The 22,691-nt window shown below is 65.6% G+C and carries 16 protein-coding genes and 1 pseudogene; 10 read left to right on the forward strand and 7 right to left on the reverse strand.

The window, feature by feature from the left end; translation table 11 throughout:
* The first annotated feature begins 115 nt into the window (after positions 1 to 115).
* Complete coding sequence (locus ACIQF4_RS03990) at positions 116 to 682, forward strand: dihydrofolate reductase family protein (RefSeq protein ID WP_400515629.1); 567 nt, start codon at positions 116 to 118, stop codon at positions 680 to 682.
* A gap of 269 nt (positions 683 to 951) precedes the next feature.
* On the opposite strand, the pseudogene ACIQF4_RS03995 reads toward ACIQF4_RS03990, so the two are convergent.
* Positions 952 to 2,527 (reverse strand): annotated as a pseudogene (locus ACIQF4_RS03995) (endonuclease).
* A gap of 247 nt (positions 2,528 to 2,774) precedes the next feature.
* Between ACIQF4_RS03995 and ACIQF4_RS04000 the strand changes: the two are divergent.
* Positions 2,775 to 3,629, forward strand: coding sequence for a class I SAM-dependent methyltransferase (locus ACIQF4_RS04000; protein WP_350002356.1), 855 nt, complete (start codon positions 2,775 to 2,777; stop codon positions 3,627 to 3,629).
* 3 nt (positions 3,630 to 3,632) lie between these two features.
* Here ACIQF4_RS04000 and ACIQF4_RS04005 read toward each other — a convergent pair whose 3' ends face one another.
* Positions 3,633 to 4,112 carry a hotdog fold thioesterase gene (locus ACIQF4_RS04005; protein ID WP_350002357.1) on the reverse strand — a complete coding sequence of 160 codons (480 nt, stop codon included), beginning with the start codon at positions 4,110 to 4,112 and terminating at the stop codon, positions 3,633 to 3,635.
* Between the two features lie 235 nt (positions 4,113 to 4,347).
* On the opposite strand from ACIQF4_RS04005, the gene polA reads away from it, so the two are divergent.
* On the forward strand, positions 4,348 to 6,990 hold the full coding sequence (gene polA / locus ACIQF4_RS04010; RefSeq protein WP_400515777.1) for a DNA polymerase I: 2,643 nt from the start codon (positions 4,348 to 4,350) through the stop codon (positions 6,988 to 6,990).
* A 93-nt stretch (positions 6,991 to 7,083) separates the two neighbouring features.
* Here polA and ACIQF4_RS04015 read toward each other — a convergent pair whose 3' ends face one another.
* Positions 7,084 to 8,541: an APC family permease gene (locus tag ACIQF4_RS04015; protein WP_400515625.1), complete on the reverse strand. Its 1,458-nt coding sequence runs from the start codon at positions 8,539 to 8,541 to the stop codon at positions 7,084 to 7,086.
* 259 nt (positions 8,542 to 8,800) lie between these two features.
* Here ACIQF4_RS04015 and ACIQF4_RS04020 point away from each other — a divergent pair, with 259 nt between their 5' ends.
* The 3 genes from ACIQF4_RS04020 to rpsA all read left to right on the forward strand — a co-directional run bounded on the left by ACIQF4_RS04020 (position 8,801) and on the right by rpsA (position 13,144).
* Complete coding sequence (locus tag ACIQF4_RS04020) at positions 8,801 to 10,090, forward strand: GNAT family N-acetyltransferase (RefSeq protein ID WP_400515776.1); 1,290 nt, start codon at positions 8,801 to 8,803, stop codon at positions 10,088 to 10,090.
* Between the two features lie 154 nt (positions 10,091 to 10,244).
* Positions 10,245 to 11,456: a benzoate/H(+) symporter BenE family transporter gene (locus ACIQF4_RS04025; RefSeq protein WP_400515622.1), complete on the forward strand. Its 1,212-nt coding sequence runs from the start codon at positions 10,245 to 10,247 to the stop codon at positions 11,454 to 11,456.
* Between the two features lie 209 nt (positions 11,457 to 11,665).
* Positions 11,666 to 13,144 (forward strand): 30S ribosomal protein S1, encoded by a 1,479-nt coding sequence (gene rpsA, locus ACIQF4_RS04030; protein ID WP_188808985.1) that lies wholly within the window; start codon positions 11,666 to 11,668, stop codon positions 13,142 to 13,144.
* A 114-nt stretch (positions 13,145 to 13,258) separates the two neighbouring features.
* Here the strand turns inward: rpsA and ACIQF4_RS04035 are convergent, their stop codons facing one another.
* Together ACIQF4_RS04035 and ACIQF4_RS04040 are read right to left on the reverse strand one after the other, a co-directional pair.
* Positions 13,259 to 13,777 (reverse strand): GNAT family N-acetyltransferase, encoded by a 519-nt coding sequence (locus ACIQF4_RS04035; protein WP_400515619.1) that lies wholly within the window; start codon positions 13,775 to 13,777, stop codon positions 13,259 to 13,261.
* Complete coding sequence (locus ACIQF4_RS04040) at positions 13,761 to 14,450, reverse strand: IMPACT family protein (protein WP_400515617.1); 690 nt, start codon at positions 14,448 to 14,450, stop codon at positions 13,761 to 13,763. The genes ACIQF4_RS04035 and ACIQF4_RS04040 overlap by 17 nt, the downstream gene beginning before the upstream one ends.
* Before the next feature lie 180 nt (positions 14,451 to 14,630).
* Between ACIQF4_RS04040 and coaE the strand changes: the two genes are divergently transcribed.
* From coaE to ACIQF4_RS04060, 4 genes are all read left to right on the forward strand, one after another.
* A complete protein-coding gene (coaE, locus tag ACIQF4_RS04045) occupies positions 14,631 to 15,857 on the forward strand; it encodes a dephospho-CoA kinase (protein WP_400515615.1) in 1,227 nt (408 codons plus the stop codon).
* 80 nt (positions 15,858 to 15,937) lie between these two features.
* Positions 15,938 to 18,034 carry an excinuclease ABC subunit UvrB gene (uvrB, locus tag ACIQF4_RS04050; RefSeq protein ID WP_350002364.1) on the forward strand — a complete coding sequence of 699 codons (2,097 nt, stop codon included), beginning with the start codon at positions 15,938 to 15,940 and terminating at the stop codon, positions 18,032 to 18,034.
* A 201-nt stretch (positions 18,035 to 18,235) separates the two neighbouring features.
* Complete coding sequence (locus ACIQF4_RS04055; RefSeq protein WP_350002365.1) at positions 18,236 to 19,264, forward strand: TerC family protein; 1,029 nt, start codon at positions 18,236 to 18,238, stop codon at positions 19,262 to 19,264.
* A gap of 105 nt (positions 19,265 to 19,369) precedes the next feature.
* Positions 19,370 to 20,791: an MFS transporter gene (locus ACIQF4_RS04060; protein WP_400515612.1), complete on the forward strand. Its 1,422-nt coding sequence runs from the start codon at positions 19,370 to 19,372 to the stop codon at positions 20,789 to 20,791.
* Here the strand turns inward: ACIQF4_RS04060 and ACIQF4_RS04065 are convergent.
* Both ACIQF4_RS04065 and ACIQF4_RS04070 read right to left on the reverse strand, forming a co-directional pair.
* Positions 20,777 to 22,132: an alpha/beta fold hydrolase gene (locus ACIQF4_RS04065; RefSeq protein ID WP_400515610.1), complete on the reverse strand. Its 1,356-nt coding sequence runs from the start codon at positions 22,130 to 22,132 to the stop codon at positions 20,777 to 20,779. The two genes, ACIQF4_RS04060 and ACIQF4_RS04065, sit on opposite strands and share 15 nt — an antisense overlap.
* Positions 22,125 to 22,625 (reverse strand): GNAT family N-acetyltransferase, encoded by a 501-nt coding sequence (locus ACIQF4_RS04070; protein WP_350002368.1) that lies wholly within the window; start codon positions 22,623 to 22,625, stop codon positions 22,125 to 22,127. Before ACIQF4_RS04070 ends, ACIQF4_RS04065 begins: the two co-directional genes overlap by 8 nt.
* Positions 22,626 to 22,691: the final 66 nt, after the last annotated feature.

Consider the following 22,691-nt stretch of genomic DNA (forward strand, 5'->3'; position numbering starts at 1 on the left):
TGCACCAGGGTGGTCCTGGCTCCGCCTGATGCTTCGTTCGAGGACGTTTTCTTCTCGGCACATGCATGTCTACCGGGCTCTGGCAGCTGCTCGCGCGGTTGGCTAGGCTTGGCCCATGCCTCGCATCCAGTATTTTGTCGCCGCGTCTCTGGACGGCTTTATTGCCACCCCCACTGACGACCTGGGCTGGCTCCTGCAGTTCGACGGCTTCGAGGGCGGCAAGGAAAGCTATGAGTCGTTCATGGCGGATGTGGGCTGCATCGCCATGGGTGGTGAAACCTATTCCTGGCTTCTGGAACATGAACCGGACAGGTGGCCTTACCCGGATACCCCCTCCTACGTGTTCACCCACCATGAGTACACGGCGCCGGCGGGCTCTGACATCACGTTCGTCCGCGGGGACGTTACCGAATTCGCGGTTGACTTCAAACGGGACGCGGGCGGCAGGAACGTCTGGGTGGTGGGCGGCGGCAACCTTGCAGCGCAGTTCGCTGCCGCCGGCCTGCTGGACGAAATCATCCTGTCGGTGATTCCCGTGGTGCTGGGAAACGGCAAACGGCTGCTCCCCCTGGAAGGGCCGACGCCGCCGCTTGAGCTGGTTGCCTCACGCACCATGGGCAGGGGCATTGTGGAGCTGCGGTACATCCTGGCCCGCCGCGCGGCCGCCAGTGGCACTTCGTGACTGTCCGGGCAGTAAGCGTCATCTAAGTCCCGTCGCGGTTAGCACGGGTGTAACAAGCAGAGTGCGTTGACCGCAGACGTTAGGGCCGGAGGCCGCTGCTCCGCAACAGGAGGGTTCCCGACTGCGGACTGATTTTCGAGGCTGCCCCCGGATGCACTTGCCCGTGGACTGGACTGGCGGGCAGTCAGCCGCTGGAGTCTAAAAACCGCTCCAGTTCGACTTCTGCCAGGGATAGCGGTCGATGAAGCAGATCCGCGTGGCCGGCACGCTCAGTGGGCATGGACGTGCAGGGCGGCGGGCGGTGGGGTTGTCCCTTGTGGCGTTCCCGTGGTTTCAGGTGCGCGGGCAGGGCCGGTAAAGACTGTTTCCGGCCAGTGGGGTGGTTCCCAGTCCTGGTGTTCGCTTTTGTAGTGGCGGCCGGTGGGTGTTGTCCAGCCGGGTGGTTCGGTTTTGGTGGCTGGTGTTGGTGTCCACCCGCTGGAGTGTCGGAGTTTGTGGTGTTTCGGGCAGGGCTGTCCGAGGTTGCTGATGCCGGTGGTTCCGCCGTGCTGCCAGGCGAGGAGGTGGTCTGCTTCGTTGTCCAACGAGTTGTTGTTGCAGCCGGGGAAGGGGCATTTGCCGTCCCGCATTCGGAACCAGTTCCGCATGGCTTTGGTGACCCGGTAGCTGGTCCGGCCGATCTCCAATGGGGCCCCGTCCCGCGGGTCAACGAGGACGCGGTGTAACGAATCGGCGCCGTTCGCGACGAGGTCCCTGGCCATGGACGGCGGGATGGGTCCGTACCCGTCCAGCATGGCGGGCTCGTCGGTCAGGCCCATGAGAGAGAATACCGGGACGGTGACGAGGACCTGCGCCCGGACCGTCGAGGACAGCCTGGCGGGATCCGTCCCTGCGCCCACCCCGTCGCTGGTACCTGCCCCGCGGCCGATGCATGTGCTGTTACCGGCCCAGCGGTCGTTGCCCGCCCAGTCGCTGCCGCCGATGTCTGTGTTCTTGCCTGTACGGACGCTGGAATTGTCACCAGTACCGCGGCTCGTGCCGCTGGTGAGGATGGCTTGGGCGAAGTGGTCGGCCCGGAGTTGGGTGAGGGTGCGTGGTTCGTTGGGTCCTTGTGCGGCCCGGGCGAGGGCGTTGATCCGGTTCCAGCCCGCTATTGCCTGGTCGGCGGGGAGGTAGGCCGAGAGCCAGGCCATGCCGTCCTGGTCCGGCCGGTACTCGACCCGCCGGTCCACCACAGCCTTGGTGTGGCGTTTTTCGATGGATTATGTGTGGTGGCGTTCGCGCCAGGTGCGGGCTTTGTGCCGGAGCCGGTGGGCGGGGATTTCCCCGACCGGGGCGGCGGTGGTCGGGCCTGGGCGTGTCGGGGTCGAGGAAGTGGGCCTCGAGGGCGGCGGCGCCAGCGGGGTCGAGGGTGGCGGCCTCGTCCGCCAGGGCCAGGGCGTGCTGCCACGAGATTGCTCCGGCCTGCAGGGCCGAGAGGGTCAGGGGCAAGGTCGTGTCCAGGGCGTGGGACGCGGCCAGGAACGAACTTGCGGCCCGGGCCCCGATGGCCAGCACGGCCCCGATTTCCGCGGCGATGGCCATCTCCTGCGCCCGGGCCGGCATGTCCGGTGCAAGGGCGTGGGCGGTGTCGGCGTACTTCATGGCAGCCCGGGCTTTCAGGCCTGCGAGCCCGGCTTCTGCTTCCTTGGCGCCGGCGAGGATGTCCAGGGTCCCATCGGCCAACCCGGTCAACGGATCAGCAGCCGAGAACGGCTCAGCACCACACCCGTCCACCTCCGCGTTGAGCACAGCAAGGGCGGCGCGGATGTCCGCAAAAGCCTTCTCCACCGCTTCCCTGCCCATGTACTAATCATCGGGGGAGGGTCTGACAATCACGGGTACGGCCAGGCCGCGCAGGATTTCGGCTCCGTGGCGAAGAACTCGAGCAGTCGCACGAATTGATGATGAGTCTAAAGTTCCCGGGTTGATCTTTCAGCATCTGGCAACCTTCTGATGAAATGCCGGACACGTTTTCGGCAAAACTCTGGAAGCTGTGGAGTCGTGTGCTGAGACCTTCCGGTGAATGGGCCGGCGATATAACGTAAAGGGCGTGATCGTCCCGAAGAGTTCCCCGAATGCTGTGACGGTCGCCGATCATTACGACGAGCTCGATCCGATTTATCGCCGGGTATGGGGTGAGCATGTCCATCATGGGCTGTGGACTTCGGGTGGCGAGACGCCCGCCGAGGCCGTCGAAGCGCTAGTCGACACGGTCGGTAGTCGGCTGCAGCTTCTGCCAGGCGAAACGTGCGTCGACATCGGCTGCGGCTACGGTTCCACAGCAAGGCAACTCGCGGCGGCACACAGGATCCGCGTTACCGGCTTTACGCTTTCCGCTGCGCAGGCCGACTACGCCACCGCGCATCCCGTACCCGATGTACACATCCATCTCCGCGACTGGCTCGCCAACGGGCTGCCCGATGCCTCGGCGAGTGCCGCATGGGCGATTGAGTCAAGCGAGCACATGGTGGATAAGCCCCGGTTCTTCGACGAGGCGCACCGCGTACTGTCGCCCGGCGGCCGCTTCGTCGTCTGCGCGTGGCTCGCCGAGACCGATGCCGGCGGCTGGAAGGTCCGCCACCTGCTCGAACCGATCTGCCGCGAAGGGCGCCTGCCCTCGATGGGCACGCGCGAAGACTATGAGGCGATGGCCAGGGCGGCGGGATTTGCTATCGATGGCTATGAGGACGTCAGCCGCCGCGTCGCGCGCACGTGGACGATCTGCGCCCGTCGTCTTACGAAGGCCTTGCTCGCCGATCGCGAGACCCGTCGCCTCGCCCTTGGCGCACGCAATCGCATCTTTGTTCTGAGCATCCCCCGGCTCATCCTGGCCTACCGCACCGGTGCGATGCGCTATGGGATCTTCACGCTGTCGAAGGCAAGGGAAAACGGGGAGCCAGGCTAACCCCTATTCCTGCCCTGTTGGTGGGACGTTATCCCGGATCATGTTGGTGATGCGCGCCGTTGAGAGCCGTCTGCCCTGCTCGTCTGTCATCACGATCTCGTGGGTGGCCAGTGTCCGGCCCAAATGGATGGCGGTGCACGTCCCCGTCACGGTTCCGGTAGCGATGGAGCGGTGATGGGTGGCGTTGACTTCGATGCCCACCGCATGGCGCCCCGGCCCTGCGTGCATCCCGGCCGCGAAAGACCCCAGCGTTTCGGCCAGCACCACGTGCGCCCCGCCGTGCAGGATTCCTGCAACCTGCGTGTTGCCCTCCACGGGCATGGTGGCAACGCTGCGCTCGGGGCTCATCTCCTGGAACCGGATCCCCATTTTCACCACCAGTGCACCAATCCCGAACCGGCCAAGCCAGGCGTGCAGGTGCTCAGGGATGCCGGCGGCAGAAAGCTCCTCGGCGAAGGGGCCGGGCGTGAAATTGTCCATCATGGCAACTAGGCTGGCACCTGTGAGTGAAACAACCAAACCGGCCCCTTTCCCGTCCCAAACCCTGCAGGAGGACAACGCCCCGCTGGGCTCTACCGCCCTTAAGGACGCTTCAGCCGGGGAAGGTGCAGGTCAGGACAATGTTGAGGTCCCGGCCGCCGCGTCTGTTTCAGCAACCGCTGCCCCCGTCGTTCCCATGACCGGCCAGCCGCGGCTCCTGGTCCTGGACGGCCACTCCATGGCATTCCGCGCTTTTTTTGCTCTTCCTGCGGACAAGTTCTCAACCACCAACGGGCAGCACACCAACGCGATCCATGGATTCACGTCCATGCTGATCAACCTCATCAAGGAGCAGCAGCCAACACACATAGCGGTTGCCTTTGACGTTTCCGACGAGTCCACCCACCGCAAGACCGAATACAGCGAATACAAGGGTGGCCGGAACGAAACCCCCCGGGAGATGAACAACCAGATCGACCTCATCGGCCAGGTCATGGAGGCCTGGGGCATCAAGACCATCAAGATGCCCGGGTATGAGGCTGACGACATCCTGGCCACCCTCGCGGCCATGGGTGAAAAGGCCGGGTATGAGGTGCTGCTGGTCTCGGGGGACCGCGACGCGTTCCAGCTCATCACGGACAACGTCTTTGTGCTGTATCCCAAGAAGGGCGTCAGCGACATTCCGCGGATGGACGCCGCCGCCATCGAGGCAAAATATTTCGTCAGCCCGGGCAGGTACTCGGACCTCGCTGCACTTGTGGGCGAGACCGCGGACAACCTTCCGGGTGTGCCCGGCGTCGGGCCGAAGACCGCAGCTAAATGGATCAACCTCTACGGGGGGCTTGAGGGCGTCCTGGAACACCTGGATTCCATTGGCGGGAAGGTGGGCGACGCCCTCCGCGAGAATGTGGAGGCAGTGAAGCGGAACCGCCGGCTGAACCAGCTCCATACGGATCTGGAACTGCCCGTCACACTCGATGACCTGTACCAGCCGCGCCCGGACCAGGCAGCTCTTGAGGACCTCTTCGACAAGCTCGAATTCAAGACCATCCGCAACAGGCTCTTCGCGCTGTACGGCGATGAGGACAAGCCGGCCGCCGAGCGGGAAAGCATCGACACACCCGAGTACGTCACGCCCGCCAACGCCGCGGAGTTGTCCACGTTTCTCGACGGCGCCACCGGACAGCGTTCCGCGGTCGCTGTGGACCTGGTTCCCGGCAGTATCGGCGAGGACGCAGCAGCGCTGGCCATCGTCCGGGACGGTGCCGCCGCCTACATCGACCTCTCGGGGCAGGACGCCGAAACGGAGAACGTCCTGGCCGCCTGGCTGCGCGATCCCGCCTCCCCGAAAGTGCTGCATGGGTTCAAAGCCGCCCTTAAGGCCTTGACCTCCCGCGGGCTGGAGCTCGAGGGCGTAGTGGACGATACCTCCATCTCCGGCTACCTCATCCAGCCTGACCGGCGCACCTATGAACTCGCTGAGCTTGCCCAGCACCACCTGAACGTGGCCATCCCGGGCGCCACTGCCAAGGCAGGTCAGCTGGAGCTCTCCTTCGACGGGGAGGACGACGCCGCCGCCGACGCGCTGGTCCAGGCCGCCGCCGTCGTCCTTGCCCTCAGCAGCTACTTCGAATCGGAACTGAAGGAGCGCCGGGCAGAGGAGCTCCTGTCCACCCTGGAGCTGCCGGTCAGCCGGGTCCTGGCGGACATGGAACTTGCAGGCATCGGCATCGACATGGCACGCATGGATGACCAGCTCGCCGACCTGGCCAGGGTCATCGACCAGGCACAGGAACAGGCGTTCGCGGCGATCGGCCACGAGGTCAACCTGGGTTCGCCCAAGCAGCTCCAGACCGTCCTCTTCGAGGAACTTCAGCTGCCGAAGACCAAGAAGATCAAGTCCGGCTACACCACGGATGCGGCGTCGCTGAAAAACCTCCTGGAGAAGACGGGGCACGAGTTCCTGGTCCAGCTGATGGCACACCGGGAAGCCGCGAAACTGCGCCAGATGCTTGAATCCCTGAAAAAGTCGGTGGCCGAGGATGGCCGCATCCACACCACCTATGCGCAGAACGTGGCAGCAACTGGCCGGATCTCTTCCAATAACCCCAACCTGCAGAACATCCCCATCCGGAGTGAGGAAGGCCGTCGCGTCCGCGGCATCTTCGTGGTGGGCGAGGGATACGAATGCCTGCTGTCTGCGGACTACTCGCAGATCGAGATGCGCATCATGGCGCACCTGTCCGGCGACCAGGGCCTGATCCAGGCCTACAAGGACGGCGAGGACCTCCACAGGTTCGTCGGCTCAAACATCTTCCACGTGCCGACGGAAGAGGTCACCAGCGCCATGCGCTCCAAGGTGAAGGCAATGTCCTACGGTCTGGCGTACGGCCTGACATCCTTCGGCCTGTCCAAGCAGCTGGAGATCTCCGTGGATGAGGCACGCACCCTCATGAAGGACTACTTCGACCGGTTCGGCGCCGTCCGCGACTACCTGCGCGGAGTGGTGGACCAGGCACGCGTGGACGGCTACACGGCAACTATCGAGGGACGGCGGCGGTACCTGCCGGACCTGACCAGCACGGACCGGCAGCTGCGCGAGAACGCCGAGCGCATCGCGTTGAACAGCCCCATCCAGGGCTCGGCGGCGGACATCATCAAGCGCGCCATGCTGGGTGTCCACGCTGAACTGAGGGCGCAGGGACTGAAATCGCGGATGCTGCTCCAGGTCCACGACGAACTGGTCCTGGAAGTCTCCACGGGCGAGCGCGCAGCCGTGGAGAAGCTGGTTACCGAGCAGATGGCCGCCGCAGCGGACCTCAGCGTTCCGCTGGAGGTCCAGATCGGCGTGGGGCCCAGCTGGTACGACGCCGGGCACTAAGCCCCGCACAACGCAGAAGAGGTGGGACGGCGAAACCGTCCCACCTCTTCTGCGTTGTCAGCAGGTCCCAGCCCTCCCAGGCAGGGCATGTTGTCAGATGTTCCTTGCCGACTCCCGCCGCTGCTTCAGCCGCTCCAGAAGCTCGTGCTCAGCATCCGCGCCGGGAGTGATGCCGGAGGGGATGCGGAACAACAGGACTGCTCCGAGCACCCACCAGAGGCCGAACAGGATCCACGGCGGCGGTGTGAGGGCTGCGGGCATGCCGGGCATGTAGAGGCTGAGCAGTGCGACGCACAGGACCACGGCGGTGATGCCGATCAGGATGCCCCCGTTGCCCCGTCCACCCACGCGGAGCGGACGGTCCATCTGGGGCTCTCGCCGGCGCAGGATCACAAAGACCACGGCTACCAGGATGTAGGCAATGACAATGCTGGGAGCCCCTGAATCCACCAGCCAGCCGAGCATCGATACGCCGAAGAACGGCGCAACGAAGGACAGGACGCCGATGAAGACGAGGGCGTTGACCGGAGTGCGGTATTTCGGATGCAGTTTGCCGAACCAGGCGGGCAGCATGCCGGAGCGCGCCATCGAGAACATCAGCCGCGAGGCGCCCAGGAGCAGGGAGTTCCAGGAGGTCAGGATGCCCGCGATTCCACCGGCAATCAGGATCTTCGCCATCACGTCACTGCCGAACAGCGCGCCCATGGCATCGGCAGTTGCAATATCGGCTTGCGCTATCTCGCCCGCGGGCATCGCCGAAGACGTGGTCAGGACGGTCATGACGTACCAGATGGTGGCGAGGATGACGGCGACGACGACGAGCCGGCCGATCTGCCGTGCCGGGATATTCACTTCTTCCGCTGACTGGGGGATGACGTCGAAACCCACGAACAGGAACGGAACAACCACCAGGACGGCGAAGTAGCCGTTCAGGCCGCCCGTGAAGAACGGCTCCATGTTCGTGGCCGAACCTCCAACAAAGGAACCGAACACCAGCATCAGGCCAATGACCAGCAGGAAGACCACCACGAACGTCTGGGCAACGCCCGCAAGCTTCACCCCAAGGATGTTGATTCCCGTAATCACTACCGCCGCTACAGCCCCCACCAGCGCCCACGTGAGATGGACCTGGTAGCCCGCCACTTCCCACAGGGGGATCTGGCTGAGGTTCGGGAAGAGGTATTGCGCTGTCCGGGGCAGGGCCACGGCCTCAAAGGCAACGATGGTGATGTAACCTCCGGTGATGGCCCAGGAGCCGATGAAGGACCAGCGCGGACCCATTCCGCGGAGGAGGAAGTTGTGTTCACCACCCGCCTTCGGCATGGCCGCAGTCAGCTCTGCGTAGGTCAGGCCCACCACGCCCATGATGGCGCCACCGGTGATCATTGCCAGGACGGCTCCCATGGTGCCGGCCGACGCAATCCAGCCGCCGGTGAGGACCACCCAGCCGAAACCGATCATGGCTCCAAAGCCGAGCGCAAGGGCGTCCCAGTTGCCCAGGACTTTCAGCAGGGATGCGTCCGGCGTTTTTTCCGCTTCAGAAACTTGCATGTGTCCTCGCTAGGGTCGGGTATGGCGGGCAGAAATGTCGCGTGGGCCCAAACCGCATGTCCCACGTATGTGAAACGCGTCACGTCTTGCTCTAACTTAGACCCCCGGGGCTGCCGACGCACTGTGCCTTGGCTCAGGATGCTGCAGCCGTATCTGAACGGGATGCCGACGGCGGGTGCCTGCACATGAGCTTCGGCCGGGGAGCGTGGGTGACTGGTGAAGGCCGCCGGCCGTGGCTAGGCTCGTACCCGTGGCTGATGTGAGTGGCAACTATGAAATCCGGCGCTTCGCCGCCGTGGCCGAGGGCAAGGACGGTTACGCGGAGGCGGAAGCGTGGTCCCGTGCCGTGTCTTTCGGGTTCCACGAATCCACCAGGACACCCGAGCACGTGGCAAAATCGCTCGCCACGTACGAGGCTGACGGCCGCGTGCTCACCGGCGCCTACCAGGCCGGGGCGGTGGCACCGTGCTCCATGCCGGCAACGGTGCCGGTGGCCACGTTCGCGACCTTCCGCAAAACGTTGAATATCGGATTTGGCCGCATGCTGGAGTCCCAGCTTGTCACGTCGGTGACCGTCCGGACTTCCCACCGGCGGCGCGGCCTGTTGCGGCGCATGATGAGCGAGGACCTGCGACTCGCCAAGGACGACGGCATCGCCATGGCTGCCCTGACCGCCTCGGAGGGGAGCATCTACGGCCGCTTCGGTTACGGCGTCTCAAGCTTTGAGCGCGCAGTCAAGGTGGACACCACCGCGCGCTTCAACCTGCGGCACCTGCCTTCGGGAAGCGTGGAGATTGCAGATCCCAAAGCCCTGCTGCAACTGGCGCCGGAGGTCTTCGAACGGGTGCACCGGCTTACCCCCGGGTCCATCGGCCGGCAGGACTGGTACAGGCAGCTTGCATCCGGATCCCTGGCCCGCGACGGCAAGGAGGACCCGGCCATCAAGGTGGCACTCCACTACGGTCCGGGCGGCGACATTGACGGCTATGTCTCCTACAAGTTCCTCGGCTGGGACACCGAGCCCTACACGGTGGAAGTAGTGGACCTGCTGGCCGGCAGCAATGATGCCTACCTGGAGTTGTGGCAGTTCCTGGGCGCCATCGACCTGGTGGAGCGCGTCTCGTGGAACGAAGCACCCATTGACGATCCGCTGGCCTGGGCACTCGAGGACCCGCGCTGCATCGATTCATCGGACAGCCGGGACATGCTGTGGCTCCGCATCCTCGATGCTGCCAAGGCGCTGGAAGCCCGGCACTACCCCGTGGACGGACGGCTTGTTTTCGCCGTTGCGGATCCGCTCGGCCTCACGGCGGGAAAGTACGCCCTGAACGTCGCCGGCGGCCAGGCCGCCGTCGAACGCCTGCCAAACAGTGCCCAGGCGGACCTTGCGCTGGATGTCTCCGCCCTGTCCTCGATGTACCTGGGCGGGGTGTGTCCCGTCACGCTGGCCGCGGCCGGGCGGCTCACGGAGAACAGCCCCGGCGCTGCACTGAAAGCGCGGCAGATGTTAGCGGTTGAGCGGGCAACGCATTGCCTCACGCACTTCTAGGACTTCTGCTGGTCCCTGGCCCTGCATAACAGTGTCATTCCGCGGCAATACGGCGGAGAGTATGGTGGGCACTGCAGGCACCTCCGGTCCGGGACCAGCCGGGCGCTTGCCGGCAGCTGGGCAATCGATTTGGACCTATTGTGGGACGGACGCCATGGCGGTGGGATTCGGGAATTGGTCGTCGTGGCTCCGGGAATGGTCCCAATCCCTGGGCGTGGGCCTGGCCATGGTCACCCTGGCCTCCTCCCTGATAGCCGTGCCGCTGTCCGCTGCGGGGCAATTGAATCTCGCGGACGGCCAGGTGACCGCCTGGGTGATGACCATCTACACCGTTCCCTGTGTGCTGGGCCTCGTCCTGACGCTCCACTTCCGCCAGCCCCTGCTCCTGACGGGCAACATCTTCGTGCTGATCTTTATAGTGTCCCTCCAGGGGAGGGTGCCGTTTGCCGAACTTGCGGGCGCCTCCCTGGTGGCGGGGGGCGCAGTGCTGGCCATTTCCGCGCTCGGGCTGGCGGACCGCCTGGCGCGGCTGATCCCCGAACCTGTTGTGGTTGGCCTCCTGGCAGGCTCCACGCTGCCATTCGTCGCCGGCGTCTTCACCGGTATGGAGTCGGAGCCGGCAGTGGTGGGCGCCGCCTTCCTGGCATATATCCTCGGCCGGAAGTACCTGGAGAGCCGAGTTCCGCCGATCTTCCTTGCACTCGCGGTGGGGACTGGGGCTGCTGCCGTCCTGGGCAAGTTTGGCGGGGCAACCGCTGGTGTTGGACCGTCGCTTCCGCTGCTTACTGTTCCCGTCTTTACGTGGAGTGCGATCCTGACGGCAACCCCCGTGATGGTGGTGCTCATTGTCCTCCAGTCCAACGTCCCCTCGCTGATTTTCCTGCGGGGTGAGCAGTACCGGCCGCCGGCCCGGCTGGTGGACTACGTGAGCGGTGCGGGGACCATGGCTGCGTCATTCCTGGGCCCGGCAGGCGTGTCGCTGTCCCTTCCCGCGACAGCCATGGTGGCGGGCGCTGACGCCGGTCCGCACCAGTACCGTCACCGGGCCGTGGTCCTGGCGTATGCCGTATTCCTGGCCCTTACCCCCTTGGCGGTCTTCGCGGCCGGTGCTGCCGGCGTCCTCCCGCTTGAGCTGCTGGTGGCCATTGCGGGGCTTGCCGTGATCGGTGTCCTGGCCATGGCCCTGCGCCGGATCAGCAGCGGCCCGCTCACCCACGGGCCGCTGGTGGCTTTTGCCGTCGCCGTCTCGGATGTGTCAATGCTCGGACTGGGCCCTTACTTCTGGTCCCTGCTGTTTGGTGTTACCGTCTCCTGGATCCTTGAACCGGACGGCATCCGTGAACTGCGGATGCGGATCAAGGACTGAACCCCCTCCAGGGTGTGCTCCGCTTTGACCCTCGTAACGGGCAACGACTAGAATGAACAGGCGTGTGTTACGTGTGCCCAGCTTTGGGCGCATGCCAACGCCGCGCAATCAGGATGACCCGGCAAATCCGCCGCGCTCCGCCTCCAGGTCAGTACCCGGAAGTGGTGGTCGCCTGATCAACTAACTATCCACAACGGAGCCCCTACTACATGACCATCACCTCCACCGAGAAGCCCGGTACCCCCGTAGTCGCCATTAACGACATCGGTACCGCTGAGGACTTCCTCGCAGCTGTCGACGCCACCATCAAGTACTTCAACGACGGAGACCTCGTCGAAGGTACCGTCGTCAAGGTCGACCGCGATGAAGTCCTGCTCGACATCGGTTACAAGACCGAAGGTGTCATCCCCTCCCGTGAGCTGTCCATCAAGCACGATGTTGATCCCGGAGACGTCGTCTCCGTTGGCGATCAGGTCGAAGCCCTGGTGCTCACCAAGGAAGACAAAGAAGGCCGCCTGATCCTCTCCAAGAAGCGCGCTCAGTACGAGCGTGCCTGGGGCGACATCGAGAAGGTCAAGGAAGAAGACGGTGTTGTCACCGGTACCGTCATCGAGGTCGTCAAGGGTGGTCTTATCCTCGACATCGGCCTGCGCGGCTTCCTGCCCGCATCCCTCGTCGAGATGCGCCGTGTGCGCGACCTGGCTCCGTACATCGGCCAGCAGATCGAAGCCAAGATCATCGAGCTGGACAAGAACCGCAACAACGTTGTTTTGTCCCGCCGTGCATGGCTCGAGCAGACCCAGTCCGAGGTCCGCTCCACGTTCCTCAACAAGCTGGAAAAGGGCCAGGTCCGTCCCGGCGTCGTTTCCTCCATCGTCAACTTCGGTGCCTTCGTGGACCTGGGCGGCGTAGACGGCCTGGTTCACGTTTCCGAGCTGTCCTGGAAGCACATCGACCACCCGTCCGAGGTTGTCGAGGTTGGCCAGGAAGTCACCGTCGAGGTTCTCGAGGTGGACCTGGACCGCGAGCGTGTTTCCCTGTCGCTCAAGGCTACGCAGGAAGATCCGTGGCAGACCTTCGCCCGCACCCACGCCCTCGGCCAGGTTGTTCCGGGTAAGGTCACCAAGCTCGTTCCGTTCGGTGCGTTCGTCCGCGTCGAAGACGGCATCGAAGGCCTGGTCCACATCTCCGAGCTGGCCGTCCGCCACGTGGAGCTGGCCGAGCAGGTTGTCTCCGTTGGCGACGAGCTGTTCGTCAAGGTCATCGACATCGACCTGGAACGCCGCCGCATCTCGCTGTCCCTCAAGCAGGCCAACGAGGGCGTCGACGCCGACAGCACCGAATTCGATCCGGCTCTGTACGGCATGGCCGCAGAGTACGACGAAGAGGGCAACTACAAGTACCCGGAGGGCTTCGATCCCGAGTCCAACGAGTGGCTTGAAGGCTACGAGAACCAGCGCGCCGCCTGGGAGCAGCAGTACGCTGACGCCCAGACCCGCTGGGAAGCCCACAAGAAGCAGGTTGCCCAGCACGCTGCCGACGACGCTGCAGCTGCAACGTCCGGTGACAGCGATTCCGGCACCACCAGCTACTCCTCGGAGCCGGCTGCTGAGTCCAACACCGGTGCAGGCACGCTTGCATCCGACGAGGCCCTCGCTGCCCTGCGCGAGAAGCTGACCGGCAACTAATTGCCGACGGCCCGGTTTTCCGGGCCAACGCAACAGACCCCCTGCCCACAGGCAGGGGGTCTGTTGCGTTAACGATGCAGCATCAACCGTCAGCCGCGCATGGCTGAGCGCGCCTTAAAGTTCGACGACGGCGCGGACCGTCCCGTCGTCGTCGTGCGTCAGGACGGCCCCGGCGGAGGCCAGGAGGTGCTGGGCACCGAGGTTGGCCGCCAGGGTTCGGGCTGTGACCCGGGAAAGCCCTGCCCTTCGTGCCTCCTCCAGCACCAGGCGCAATGCGGCGCCGCCAACGCCCCGGGACCGGAAGCTTCGGCCAAGCCAGATGCCCGTATCGGCCACCGCGCCGCCAGGTCCGGATTCGGCGGTGCCGGATGTGATGCGGCGCAGCCTGATGGACCCGGCCAGGCTGCCATCGGCGAGGATTCCCCACGTCTTCTCCCCGGCCTCCCCACCGAGGCCATGCGCTGCAGCCCGGTGGTAGCCCAGGAACCAGGCGGTCCGTTCCAGGTTCCACCCCGGCCCGCCCAGCGGTGGAGCCACCTCATCGGGGGAAGCATCGCGCTTTGCGAGGGCGAGGAGGTTGTCCAGGACCGCCTCATCCACGTCCACCAGGGACACCTCAGGGGAGCGGGACATCCACCCACTCCGTTCCCGCGGCCACCAGCGTGGCACTACCGGCCGTCAGTAACTGCACGCGCTCCGCGGCGTCCGCGATCGCGCCGGCGTCATCCGGGGCGGCCACCTGCAAAACGGTGTGCCGCGCTCCGTAGCTGGTGCCGGCCATGGCCAGCCCTGCGGCCCGCAGGTCGTTCTCGAGCTTCCCCGCTGCGGCGTGCGGCACCTCCACCGAGCAGATCCGGAGGCGGCTGCGGCGCACCATCGGCGCCAGGGACAGCGCCGAGGACACCGATTCGGAGTACGCCCGCACCAGTCCGCCCGCCCCGAGCAGGACACCGCCAAAGTAACGGACGACGACGGCGCTGACGTCACTGAGGTCGGCCGCCCCGGGCGTCGTCTCCCGCTTGGCCAGGGCTTCCAGCATGGGAACACCCGCCGTCCCGGACGGTTCGCCGTCGTCATTGGAACGCTGGATGCCCCGGTCGGGTCCGATGATGAATGCCGAGCAATGGTGGCGGGCGTCATGGAACTCGCGGCGGAGTCCGGCCACCAGGTCCCGGGCCGCGTCCTCGCTGTCTGCCCGGCGCAGCACCGTGATGAACCGGGAACGCTTGATCTCCAGCTCGTGGCGGAAGTCGGAGCCCGGCGCCAGCGTGGTGTAACTGGTGGCCCTGCTCTCTTCCCCTTGCACCCGCTCAAGTCTAGGCCCAGGGCGCGTTCAAAGGATTAAGGCCCGGTTAAGGGCCAGCGGGATTCTTGGAACACCAGGAGTTGGGTCGGCAGAGGAATCACTGGCAGCATCCAGCGGAAAGGTTTAGAGACGCACCTTGCCTCCGGCCATGGGCGCGGCGGGTGGGATTAGTGTGGTGGAGTGCTGAAGATCGGGTTGACGGGTGGAATCGCCTCAGGGAAGTCCGTAGTCGCTTCGCGGCTGAGCGAACGCGGTGCGGTGCTGGTGGACGCTGACGCCTTGGCCCGCGATGTGGTGGAACCGGGCACCGAGGGCCTGGACCGCATCGTTGCCGGGTTCGGCAGGGATGTCCTGGACACTGCCGGGCGGCTTGACCGCCCCAAACTCGGCGCCCTGGTGTTTGGAAGCCCTGAGCGGCTCGCGGTGCTTAACGGCATCGTCCACCCCCTGGTCCGTGCACGGGCCGCAGCCATTGTGGCTGCCGCGGCCGATGGCGCCGTTGTGGTGCAGGACATCCCGCTGCTGGTGGAAACGGGCCAGGGCAGCGACTTCCACTTGGTGCTGGTGGTGGACGCCCCGGACGGGATGAGGCTGCAGCGGATGCTGGAGCACCGCGGCATGACGGAGGAGTCTGCACGCTCCCGCATGGCCGCGCAGGCGACGCGGGAGGAACGGCTGGCAGCGGCGGACGTGGTCCTCGACAACTCGGGCAGCATTACGGACCTGTTGGGCCACGTGGACCGGCTGTGGGAGGAGCGCCTGGAACCCTTCGCCCGGAACCTCTCGGCGGGACGGCGGGCAGAGCGGCCCGGGGGACCGGAACTTCTGCCCTCCCAGCCGGCATGGCCCCGCGATGCGCGGCGGCTGATGGACCGTATAACCAAAGCCCTGGCCGCAGGGCATCAGGATGCCGTGCTTGGGCTGGACCACATCGGCTCCACCGCCGTCCCCGGGCTGCCAGCCAAGGACGTCATCGACCTCCAGTTGGCCGTGCCGGACCTGGAAGCAGCCGACGCGCTGGCCCCTGCCCTGGCCGCTGCAGGTTTCCCGGCGGTCCCGGGAAGCACGGCCGATACTCCGAAGCCCACCCATCCGCGGCCTGAGGACTGGCAAAAGCGGTTCCACGCAAACGCCGATCCAGGGCGGGCGGTGAACCTGCACGTCAGGGCCGCCGGCTCGGCCGGATGGCGGTTCGCACTCTGCTTCCGGGACTGGCTGAGGGCCAATCCGGAGGCGCTGAAGCTCTACTCGGAGCACAAAGCGGAACTGGCGGGACGGTTCACCGGTTCTTTGGACACAAGGGCATATGCGGAAGCCAAGGAGCCGTGGTTTACCGATGTCGCGTGGCCGCAGATGTCCGCCTGGGCGGATGCAACCGGGTGGGTGCCGCCGTCGTACGGGTCCTGACGCACCTCCAAGGGCCTGGGCTTGTTCGCCTGTAACGGACTTCGCCGCCCCGTGTCGGTGCCCGGTTGTAGATTAGATCCATGAGCCTTGCGCAGGATATCAACCGTGTTGTAGCACCCTTCGAGGTCATCAGCGAGTTCAAACCGGCGGGGGACCAGCCGGCTGCCATCGCCGAACTGACGGAGCGCATCAGGAACGGCGAAAAGGACGTTGTGCTGCTCGGCGCCACCGGAACCGGTAAGAGCGCCACCACGGCCTGGCTGATCGAACAGGTCCAGCGGCCCACCCTGGTGATGGTCCAGAACAAGACCCTCGCCGCCCAGCTGGCCAACGAATTCCGCGAACTGCTGCCCAACAACGCGGTGGAGTACTTCGTCTCCTATTACGACTACTACCAGCCGGAAGCGTACGTGGCGCAGACCGATACCTTCATTGAGAAGGACTCTTCCATCAATGAGGAAGTCGAGAGGCTCCGCCACTCCGCCACCAACGCCCTGCTGACCCGCCGGGACGTGATTGTGGTGGCAACGGTGTCCTGCATCTACGGCCTGGGCACGCCGGAAGAATACATCGCAGGTATGGTCACCCTCCGCAAGGGCGCTGAGATGAACCGGGACGACCTCCTCCGGAAGTTCGTCTCCATGCAGTACGCCCGCAACGATATGGACTTCCACCGGGGTACGTTCCGGGTCCGCGGGGACACCGTGGAGATCATCCCGATGTACGAGGAACTGGCCATCCGGATCGAGTTCTTCGGCGACGAGATCGAGAACATCCAGACGCTCCACCCGCTCACCGGTGAGGTGATCCGGGACGAAGAGGAAATGTACGTCTTCCCCGCTTCCCATTACGTGGCCGGGCCGGAGCGCATGGCCAGGGCCATCAAGCGCATTGAGGACGAGCTCGCCGACAGGCTCAAGGTGCTCGAAGGCCAGAACAAACTCGTGGAAGCCCAGCGCCTCCGCATGCGGACCAACTATGACCTGGAAATGATGCAGCAGATGGGTTTCTGCAACGGCATCGAGAACTATTCCTCGCACATTGACGGCCGCGCCCCGGGAACAGCCCCGCACTGCCTCCTTGACTACTTCCCGGACGACTTCCTGCTGGTAGTCGATGAATCCCACGTGACCATCCCGCAGATCGGCGCGATGTATGAGGGCGACATGTCCCGCAAGCGGAACCTGGTGGACTTCGGCTTCCGCCTGCCCTCAGCCATGGACAACAGGCCGCTGAAGTGGGACGAGTTCCTGCAGCGCATCGGCCAGACCGTGTACCTGTCCGCCACGCCCGGCAAGTACGAGCTCGGCAAGGCGGACGGGTTCGTGCAGCAGATCATCCGGCCTACCGGGCTTATCGACCCAGAGGTGGTGGTCAAGCCCACCAAGGGCCAGATCGATGACCTGCTGGGAGAGATCAAGACGCGAACCGCCAAGGATGAGCGCATCCTTGTCACCACCCTGACCAAGCGGATGGCGGAGGACCTCACCGACTACCTCCTGGGCCATGGCATCAAGGTGGAGTACCTGCACTCCGATGTGGACACCCTGCGTCGCGTTGAGCTGCTGCGCGAACTCCGGATGGGCAAATTCGACGTCCTGGTGGGCATCAACCTGCTTCGAGAGGGCCTGGACCTGCCGGAGGTGTCGCTTGTCAGCATCCTGGACGCCGACAAGGAAGGCTTCCTGCGCTCCTCAACGTCGCTGATCCAGACCATCGGCCGTGCAGCCCGTAACGTGTCGGGTCAGGTGCACATGTACGCTGACCGCATCACGGACTCCATGGCGCATGCCATCGACGAGACCAACCGGCGCCGCGCCATCCAGGTGGCCTACAACACCGAGCACGGCGTGGACCCGCAGCCGCTGCGGAAGAAGATCGCGGACATCACGGACCAGCTGGCCAAAGAAGACGCCGACACCCAGGAGCTGCTCAACAACAACAGGCTCGCCAAGGGCGGCAAGCGGAAGTCTGCTGCGAAGGGTGCCGCGCAGGTGCGTTCCGACGGCCTGGCAGCAGCCCCGGCCGAGGACCTCGTGGGGCTGATCGAACAGTTGACGGAGCAGATGCACGGTGCTGCCGCCGAACTGCAGTTCGAAGTCGCGGCCAGGATCAGGGACGAAGTCAGCGAGCTGAAGAAGGAGCTGCGCCAGATGCAGGCGGCGGGGCACGCCTGACACAAAGGTCAAAGGGTCGGGCCGCCTGGAGGACTGCGGTACAGTTAACGTCACGTAGGGGAGTATCCCGAGCGCTACGATCGTCAACACGCAGGGCATAGTTGCCCGGCCGGGCGTAGCGGGCCGCCATTCCAGCACCAAGTGCACAGGCAGGCCGGAGAGACTTACACCGCATCTCTGTACCCTGCGAAAGGCTACCCTGTGCTCGAATTGCCCGTGTGGTTCGAAGTCGGCTCACTTGTCGTCCTCGGCCTGATCCTCCTGATCGACCTTCTCTTGGTGGTCCGGCGCCCCCATGAACCTTCCATGAAGGAAGCCGGACTCTGGGTAGCGTTTTACGTCAGCCTCGCCCTGGTGTTCGCCGGGGCCATGTTTGCCTTCACCGGCCCTGAATACGGCGGCCAGTTCGTCGCCGGTTGGGTGACGGAATACAGCCTCAGCATCGACAACCTGTTTGTCTTCATCATCATCATGGCCCGCTTCTCCGTGCCCCGGAAGTACCAGCAGGAAGTGCTGATGGTGGGCATCATCATCGCCCTGATCCTGCGCGGCATCTTCATCCTGCTCGGCGCCATCGTGATCGAGCAGTTCAGCTGGGTGTTCTACATCTTCGGCGCGTTCCTGCTGTGGACTGCCTGGAAGCAGGCCCAGGACGAGGGCGAAGACGAAGAAGACCGGGAAAACCCGCTCATCGCCAAGATCCGCAAGGTCATCCCCATGTCGGAGAAGTTCGACGGCGGCAAGCTGCGCACCACCGTGGACGGCAAGAAGGTCTTCACCCCGATGCTGATCGTGTTCATCACCATCGGCCTCACTGACCTGCTGTTCGCCGTCGACTCCATCCCCGCAATCTTCGGCCTCACCCAGAGCCCGTTCATCGTGTTCACGGCCAACCTCTTTGCATTGATGGGCCTGCGCCAGCTGTACTTCCTGCTGGGTGGCCTGATGAACCGCCTGATCTACCTGAAGCACGCACTGTCCTTCATCCTGGCCTTCATCGGCGTCAAGCTCGTCCTGCACGCCATGCACGTGAACGAACTGCCGTTCATCAACGGCGGCCAGCACATCGAATGGGCTCCCGAGATCCCCACGTTCGTGTCCCTGGCGGTCATCGTTGGCACCATTGTGATCGCCGTGATCGCCAGCCTGATCAGTTCCAAGGCCAAGGAATCGCACCTTGACCCCCGCCTCGAAGAGGACATCCGGAAGAGCCACAGCGACGCCGAGTAGTCTCACCTCCAGGTTCCATCGGGCAATCCCGGCCGCAGTGCGGCCGGGATTGCCTGCTTAAACCCAGCCCTGCTGCCCGGTCCGGCGGGGACTATGCTCAGTTGCATGGGTCCGATCCTGCTGACAGAACAAGGGGTGCGCCACGTGCAGCGGCGCACCGTGGCGCTGCTGGGCACGGCCCAGGTCTTTGGCGGCATTGGTACCGGCGCCACGGTGTCCATCGGGTCGATCCTCGCAGTCGAACTGTCAGGCTCCAGCGCCTGGGCGGGTGCCGTAGCCACGGTCATGACCCTCGGCGCCGCGCTGGCAGCACTGCCTCTTGCCGCCCTGGCAGATCGCCGGGGACGCCGGATCGGCCAGGTTGCCGGGCTGTCCGCGGCCCTGGCGGGGGCGGCCTTGATGGTGCTCGCGGTGGTGTCCGGTCTCTTCGTCCTGCTGGTGCTGGGGGCAGCAGGCATCGGAGTGGGCAGCGCGGCCAGCCTGCAGGCGCGCTTCGCCGCAGTGGACCTTGCCGAACCGGAGCACCGTGGGCTGGCGCTGTCTACGGTCGTATGGGCAGTGACCATCGGCGCCGTCGCCGGACCCAACCTGATCCAGCCAGGCAGTCTAGTGGGCCAGGCGCTGGGCCTTCCGCCCGTGGCGGGGCCCTTCGTGATTTCCGGTGCCGGGCTGCTCCTGGCCGCCGTCCTGCTCTTTGTTGGGCTCCGGCCGGATCCCTTGCTGCTCGCCAGGGAACTCGCCTCCCGGCAAGCGGGCGAGGACCCGCGGGCAGCCCAGGCAGCCCAGGCCTCGCAGGACATGCACGCTGTTGAGCCGCTGGCGGCGCCGGGGGTGGACGGCCGTGCAGGTACCGGCCCTGCCGGGCAGGCACTGCACGACGGCGGCACGCTGGCCCGCGGCATGCGCGCCATCCGCGGCTCCCGGACTGCGCTCCTTGCCGTGGCGGCCGTCGTCGGAGCTCACGCTGTCATGGTCGGCGTGATGTCCATGACGCCCCTGCACCTGCAGGAGCTGGTGGAGGGGCGCGGCGCCAGCCACGCAGGCCATACGGCATCCGGCGACGTACTGGTGGTCATCGGATTCACCATCTCGCTGCACATTGCAGGGATGTTCGCCCTGTCGCCGGTGATGGGGTGGCTGACGGACAAGGCAGGCAGGGCCCAGACCATCATGATCGGGTTCAGCCTGCTCATAGTCGCCGTGGCTGTCGCCGGGTTCGGCCAGGCCTCCACTGCAGCCGTGGCGGTGGGCCTGGTCCTGCTGGGCCTGGGCTGGTCCGCGGCCACCGTATCCGGCTCCACGCTGCTGGCCGAAAGCGTCGGGCAGGAGTCCCGGGTTGCGGTCCAGGGCGTGTCCGACATGCTCATGGGTGCTGCCGGCGCCGTGGGCGGGGCAGTGTCCGGCCTGGTCCTCAGCTGGATCGGTTACCTGGGACTTAACCTCCTTGGCGGTGCGGTGGGCGCAGCAGTCCTGGCCGCGGCATTCCTGACCATCGTGGCCGCACGGCGGCAGTCAGCGGCCGCCTGACCGCGCCATGCCCAGGAGCCGGGCGAAGATCCCTTCCCCGTCGTCGGCAATACCGTCGTGGTGGAAGTCCGCGGACTCCCACACCTGCAGCCCGCGCACGGCGGATGCCGTCTCCAGGGACAGCTTCCGGTCCACATAGATATCGTCCGAGTAGACGGCGGCGGCCACCGGAACGGTGTTGGCTGCCAACTGCTCGCGGTCGTAGAGCGGTTTCCAGTCCTCTTTGGCGGCAAGCAGGTCAGCCACCTCCCGGAGGGGCCGGAGTGCCGGGTCCTGCTCGAAGTACCACGGATAGACCATTTCGCCGGTCAGCAGCAGCGGCCCCGCGTCCGGCCTGAACTCGGGATACTCGTCAAGGACGCGCCAGGCCGCCCAGCCGGTGGCCTGCCCCTGGCCGTAGATTGACTCGTGCATCAGCGCGTAGAGCGGGTTTGACCGGCGCGACACAATGCCCTGCACCTGGTCCAGGAAGGCGTCGGAAAGCCGTGGTCCTCCGGCGGTTTCCGTGAAGGCGTCCTCCAGGAGGTGGTGCAGGCTGTCCACCCTGGTGTTCCCGCCCAGGAAAGCACCCACCATCTGGAAGCGCTCCACGGTGAGCGGGCCGCCGTCGGGCAGGAACTCCGCGGTGCGCCGCAGGTGGCGGGCAATCCGCTCAACAGTGGCCCGGTCCTCCGGGTACCAGTCGAAGTACTCGGCGTTCCGGGCGGCCACGCGCTGGAACGTTGCGCGGTAGACATCGTCGGCCGGACCGGCCAGGGGCCCAAGGCCGCCGGTGACCAGCACTTCCCGGAGGCCCTCCGGGGCAAAGGACAGGTAGGTGAGGGCACAGAAGCCCCCGTAGCTCTGCCCGTAGACCGTCCACGGGCCCGACCCCAGGGCTTCCCGGATCAACTCGGCGTCTGCCACGATCGAATCGGCGCGGAAGTGTTCCAGGTAGGCGGCCTGGTCTGCAGCCGGGCCGCGAAGCGGAAGCGTGTTCCGGTCTACGGGCGCGGAGAGTCCGGTGCCCCGCTGGTCCAGCATCAGGATCCGGAAGTCCTTGGTGGCCGCCTTGCTCCAGCCTCCCAGGGATCCGAACCGGTTGCCCCGCCCGCCCGGGCCGCCCTGGAGGTACAGCAGCCACGGAAGCTCCGCGGCCTGTTCCTCTGAATGTGCTGCCGAGACGTACTCGCGGGCAAAAACCGTAATGGTTTCGGCGTCGGGGGAGTCGCTGAAGTGGTCGAGCGGCACCGTGAAGACATGCTCTGCGGTGCGCATGCCACGGAACGCGTGCCGGGCCCTGACCTCGTGCTGTACCCGTGCGGCGGGGCGGGCCGGAGCCGGCGTCCTTGCGTCAGCCATTGGCGCGGGCCGGGACGGCGCTGCCGAACTGTTCAAGCGCCTCGCCGGTCAGCCGGAACGTGGACCAGCCGTCCATGGGCCGGGCGCCAAGGCTGCGGTAGAAATTGATGGACGGCTCGTTCCAGTCAAGGACGCTCCACTCCACCCTGGCGTATCCGTTGTCCACCGCGGTGGCGGCCAGGTGCTGGAGCAGCGCCTTGCCGTGCCCTTCCCCCCGGGCCTCCGGACTGACGTAAAGGTCCTCCAGGTAGATGCCATGCACACCTTCCCAGGTGGAATAGTTCAGGAACCACAAGGCGAAACCCTGGACTTCCCCTGCCGCATTCTCCGCCATGGCTGCGAACACGCGCGGATTCTCACCGAACAGCACCTCCTGGAGCATTTCCGGAGTGTTCCGGACCGCGTCCGGTTCCTTCTCGTAGTGCGCCAGTTCGTGGATCATTCGTAGGATTGCGGGAACGTCTTGCCGGTTGGCGGGGCGGATTACACTCATTGTTCGAGCTTACCGCCGGTCAGCGTCCAGCTGTTTGACCGCCCTCTCGCTGGACGGCCCAGTCGT

It is taken from the genome of Pseudarthrobacter sp. NPDC092202 (assembly GCF_044755505.1).
In the GTDB taxonomy this organism is placed as follows: domain Bacteria; phylum Actinomycetota; class Actinomycetes; order Actinomycetales; family Micrococcaceae; genus Arthrobacter.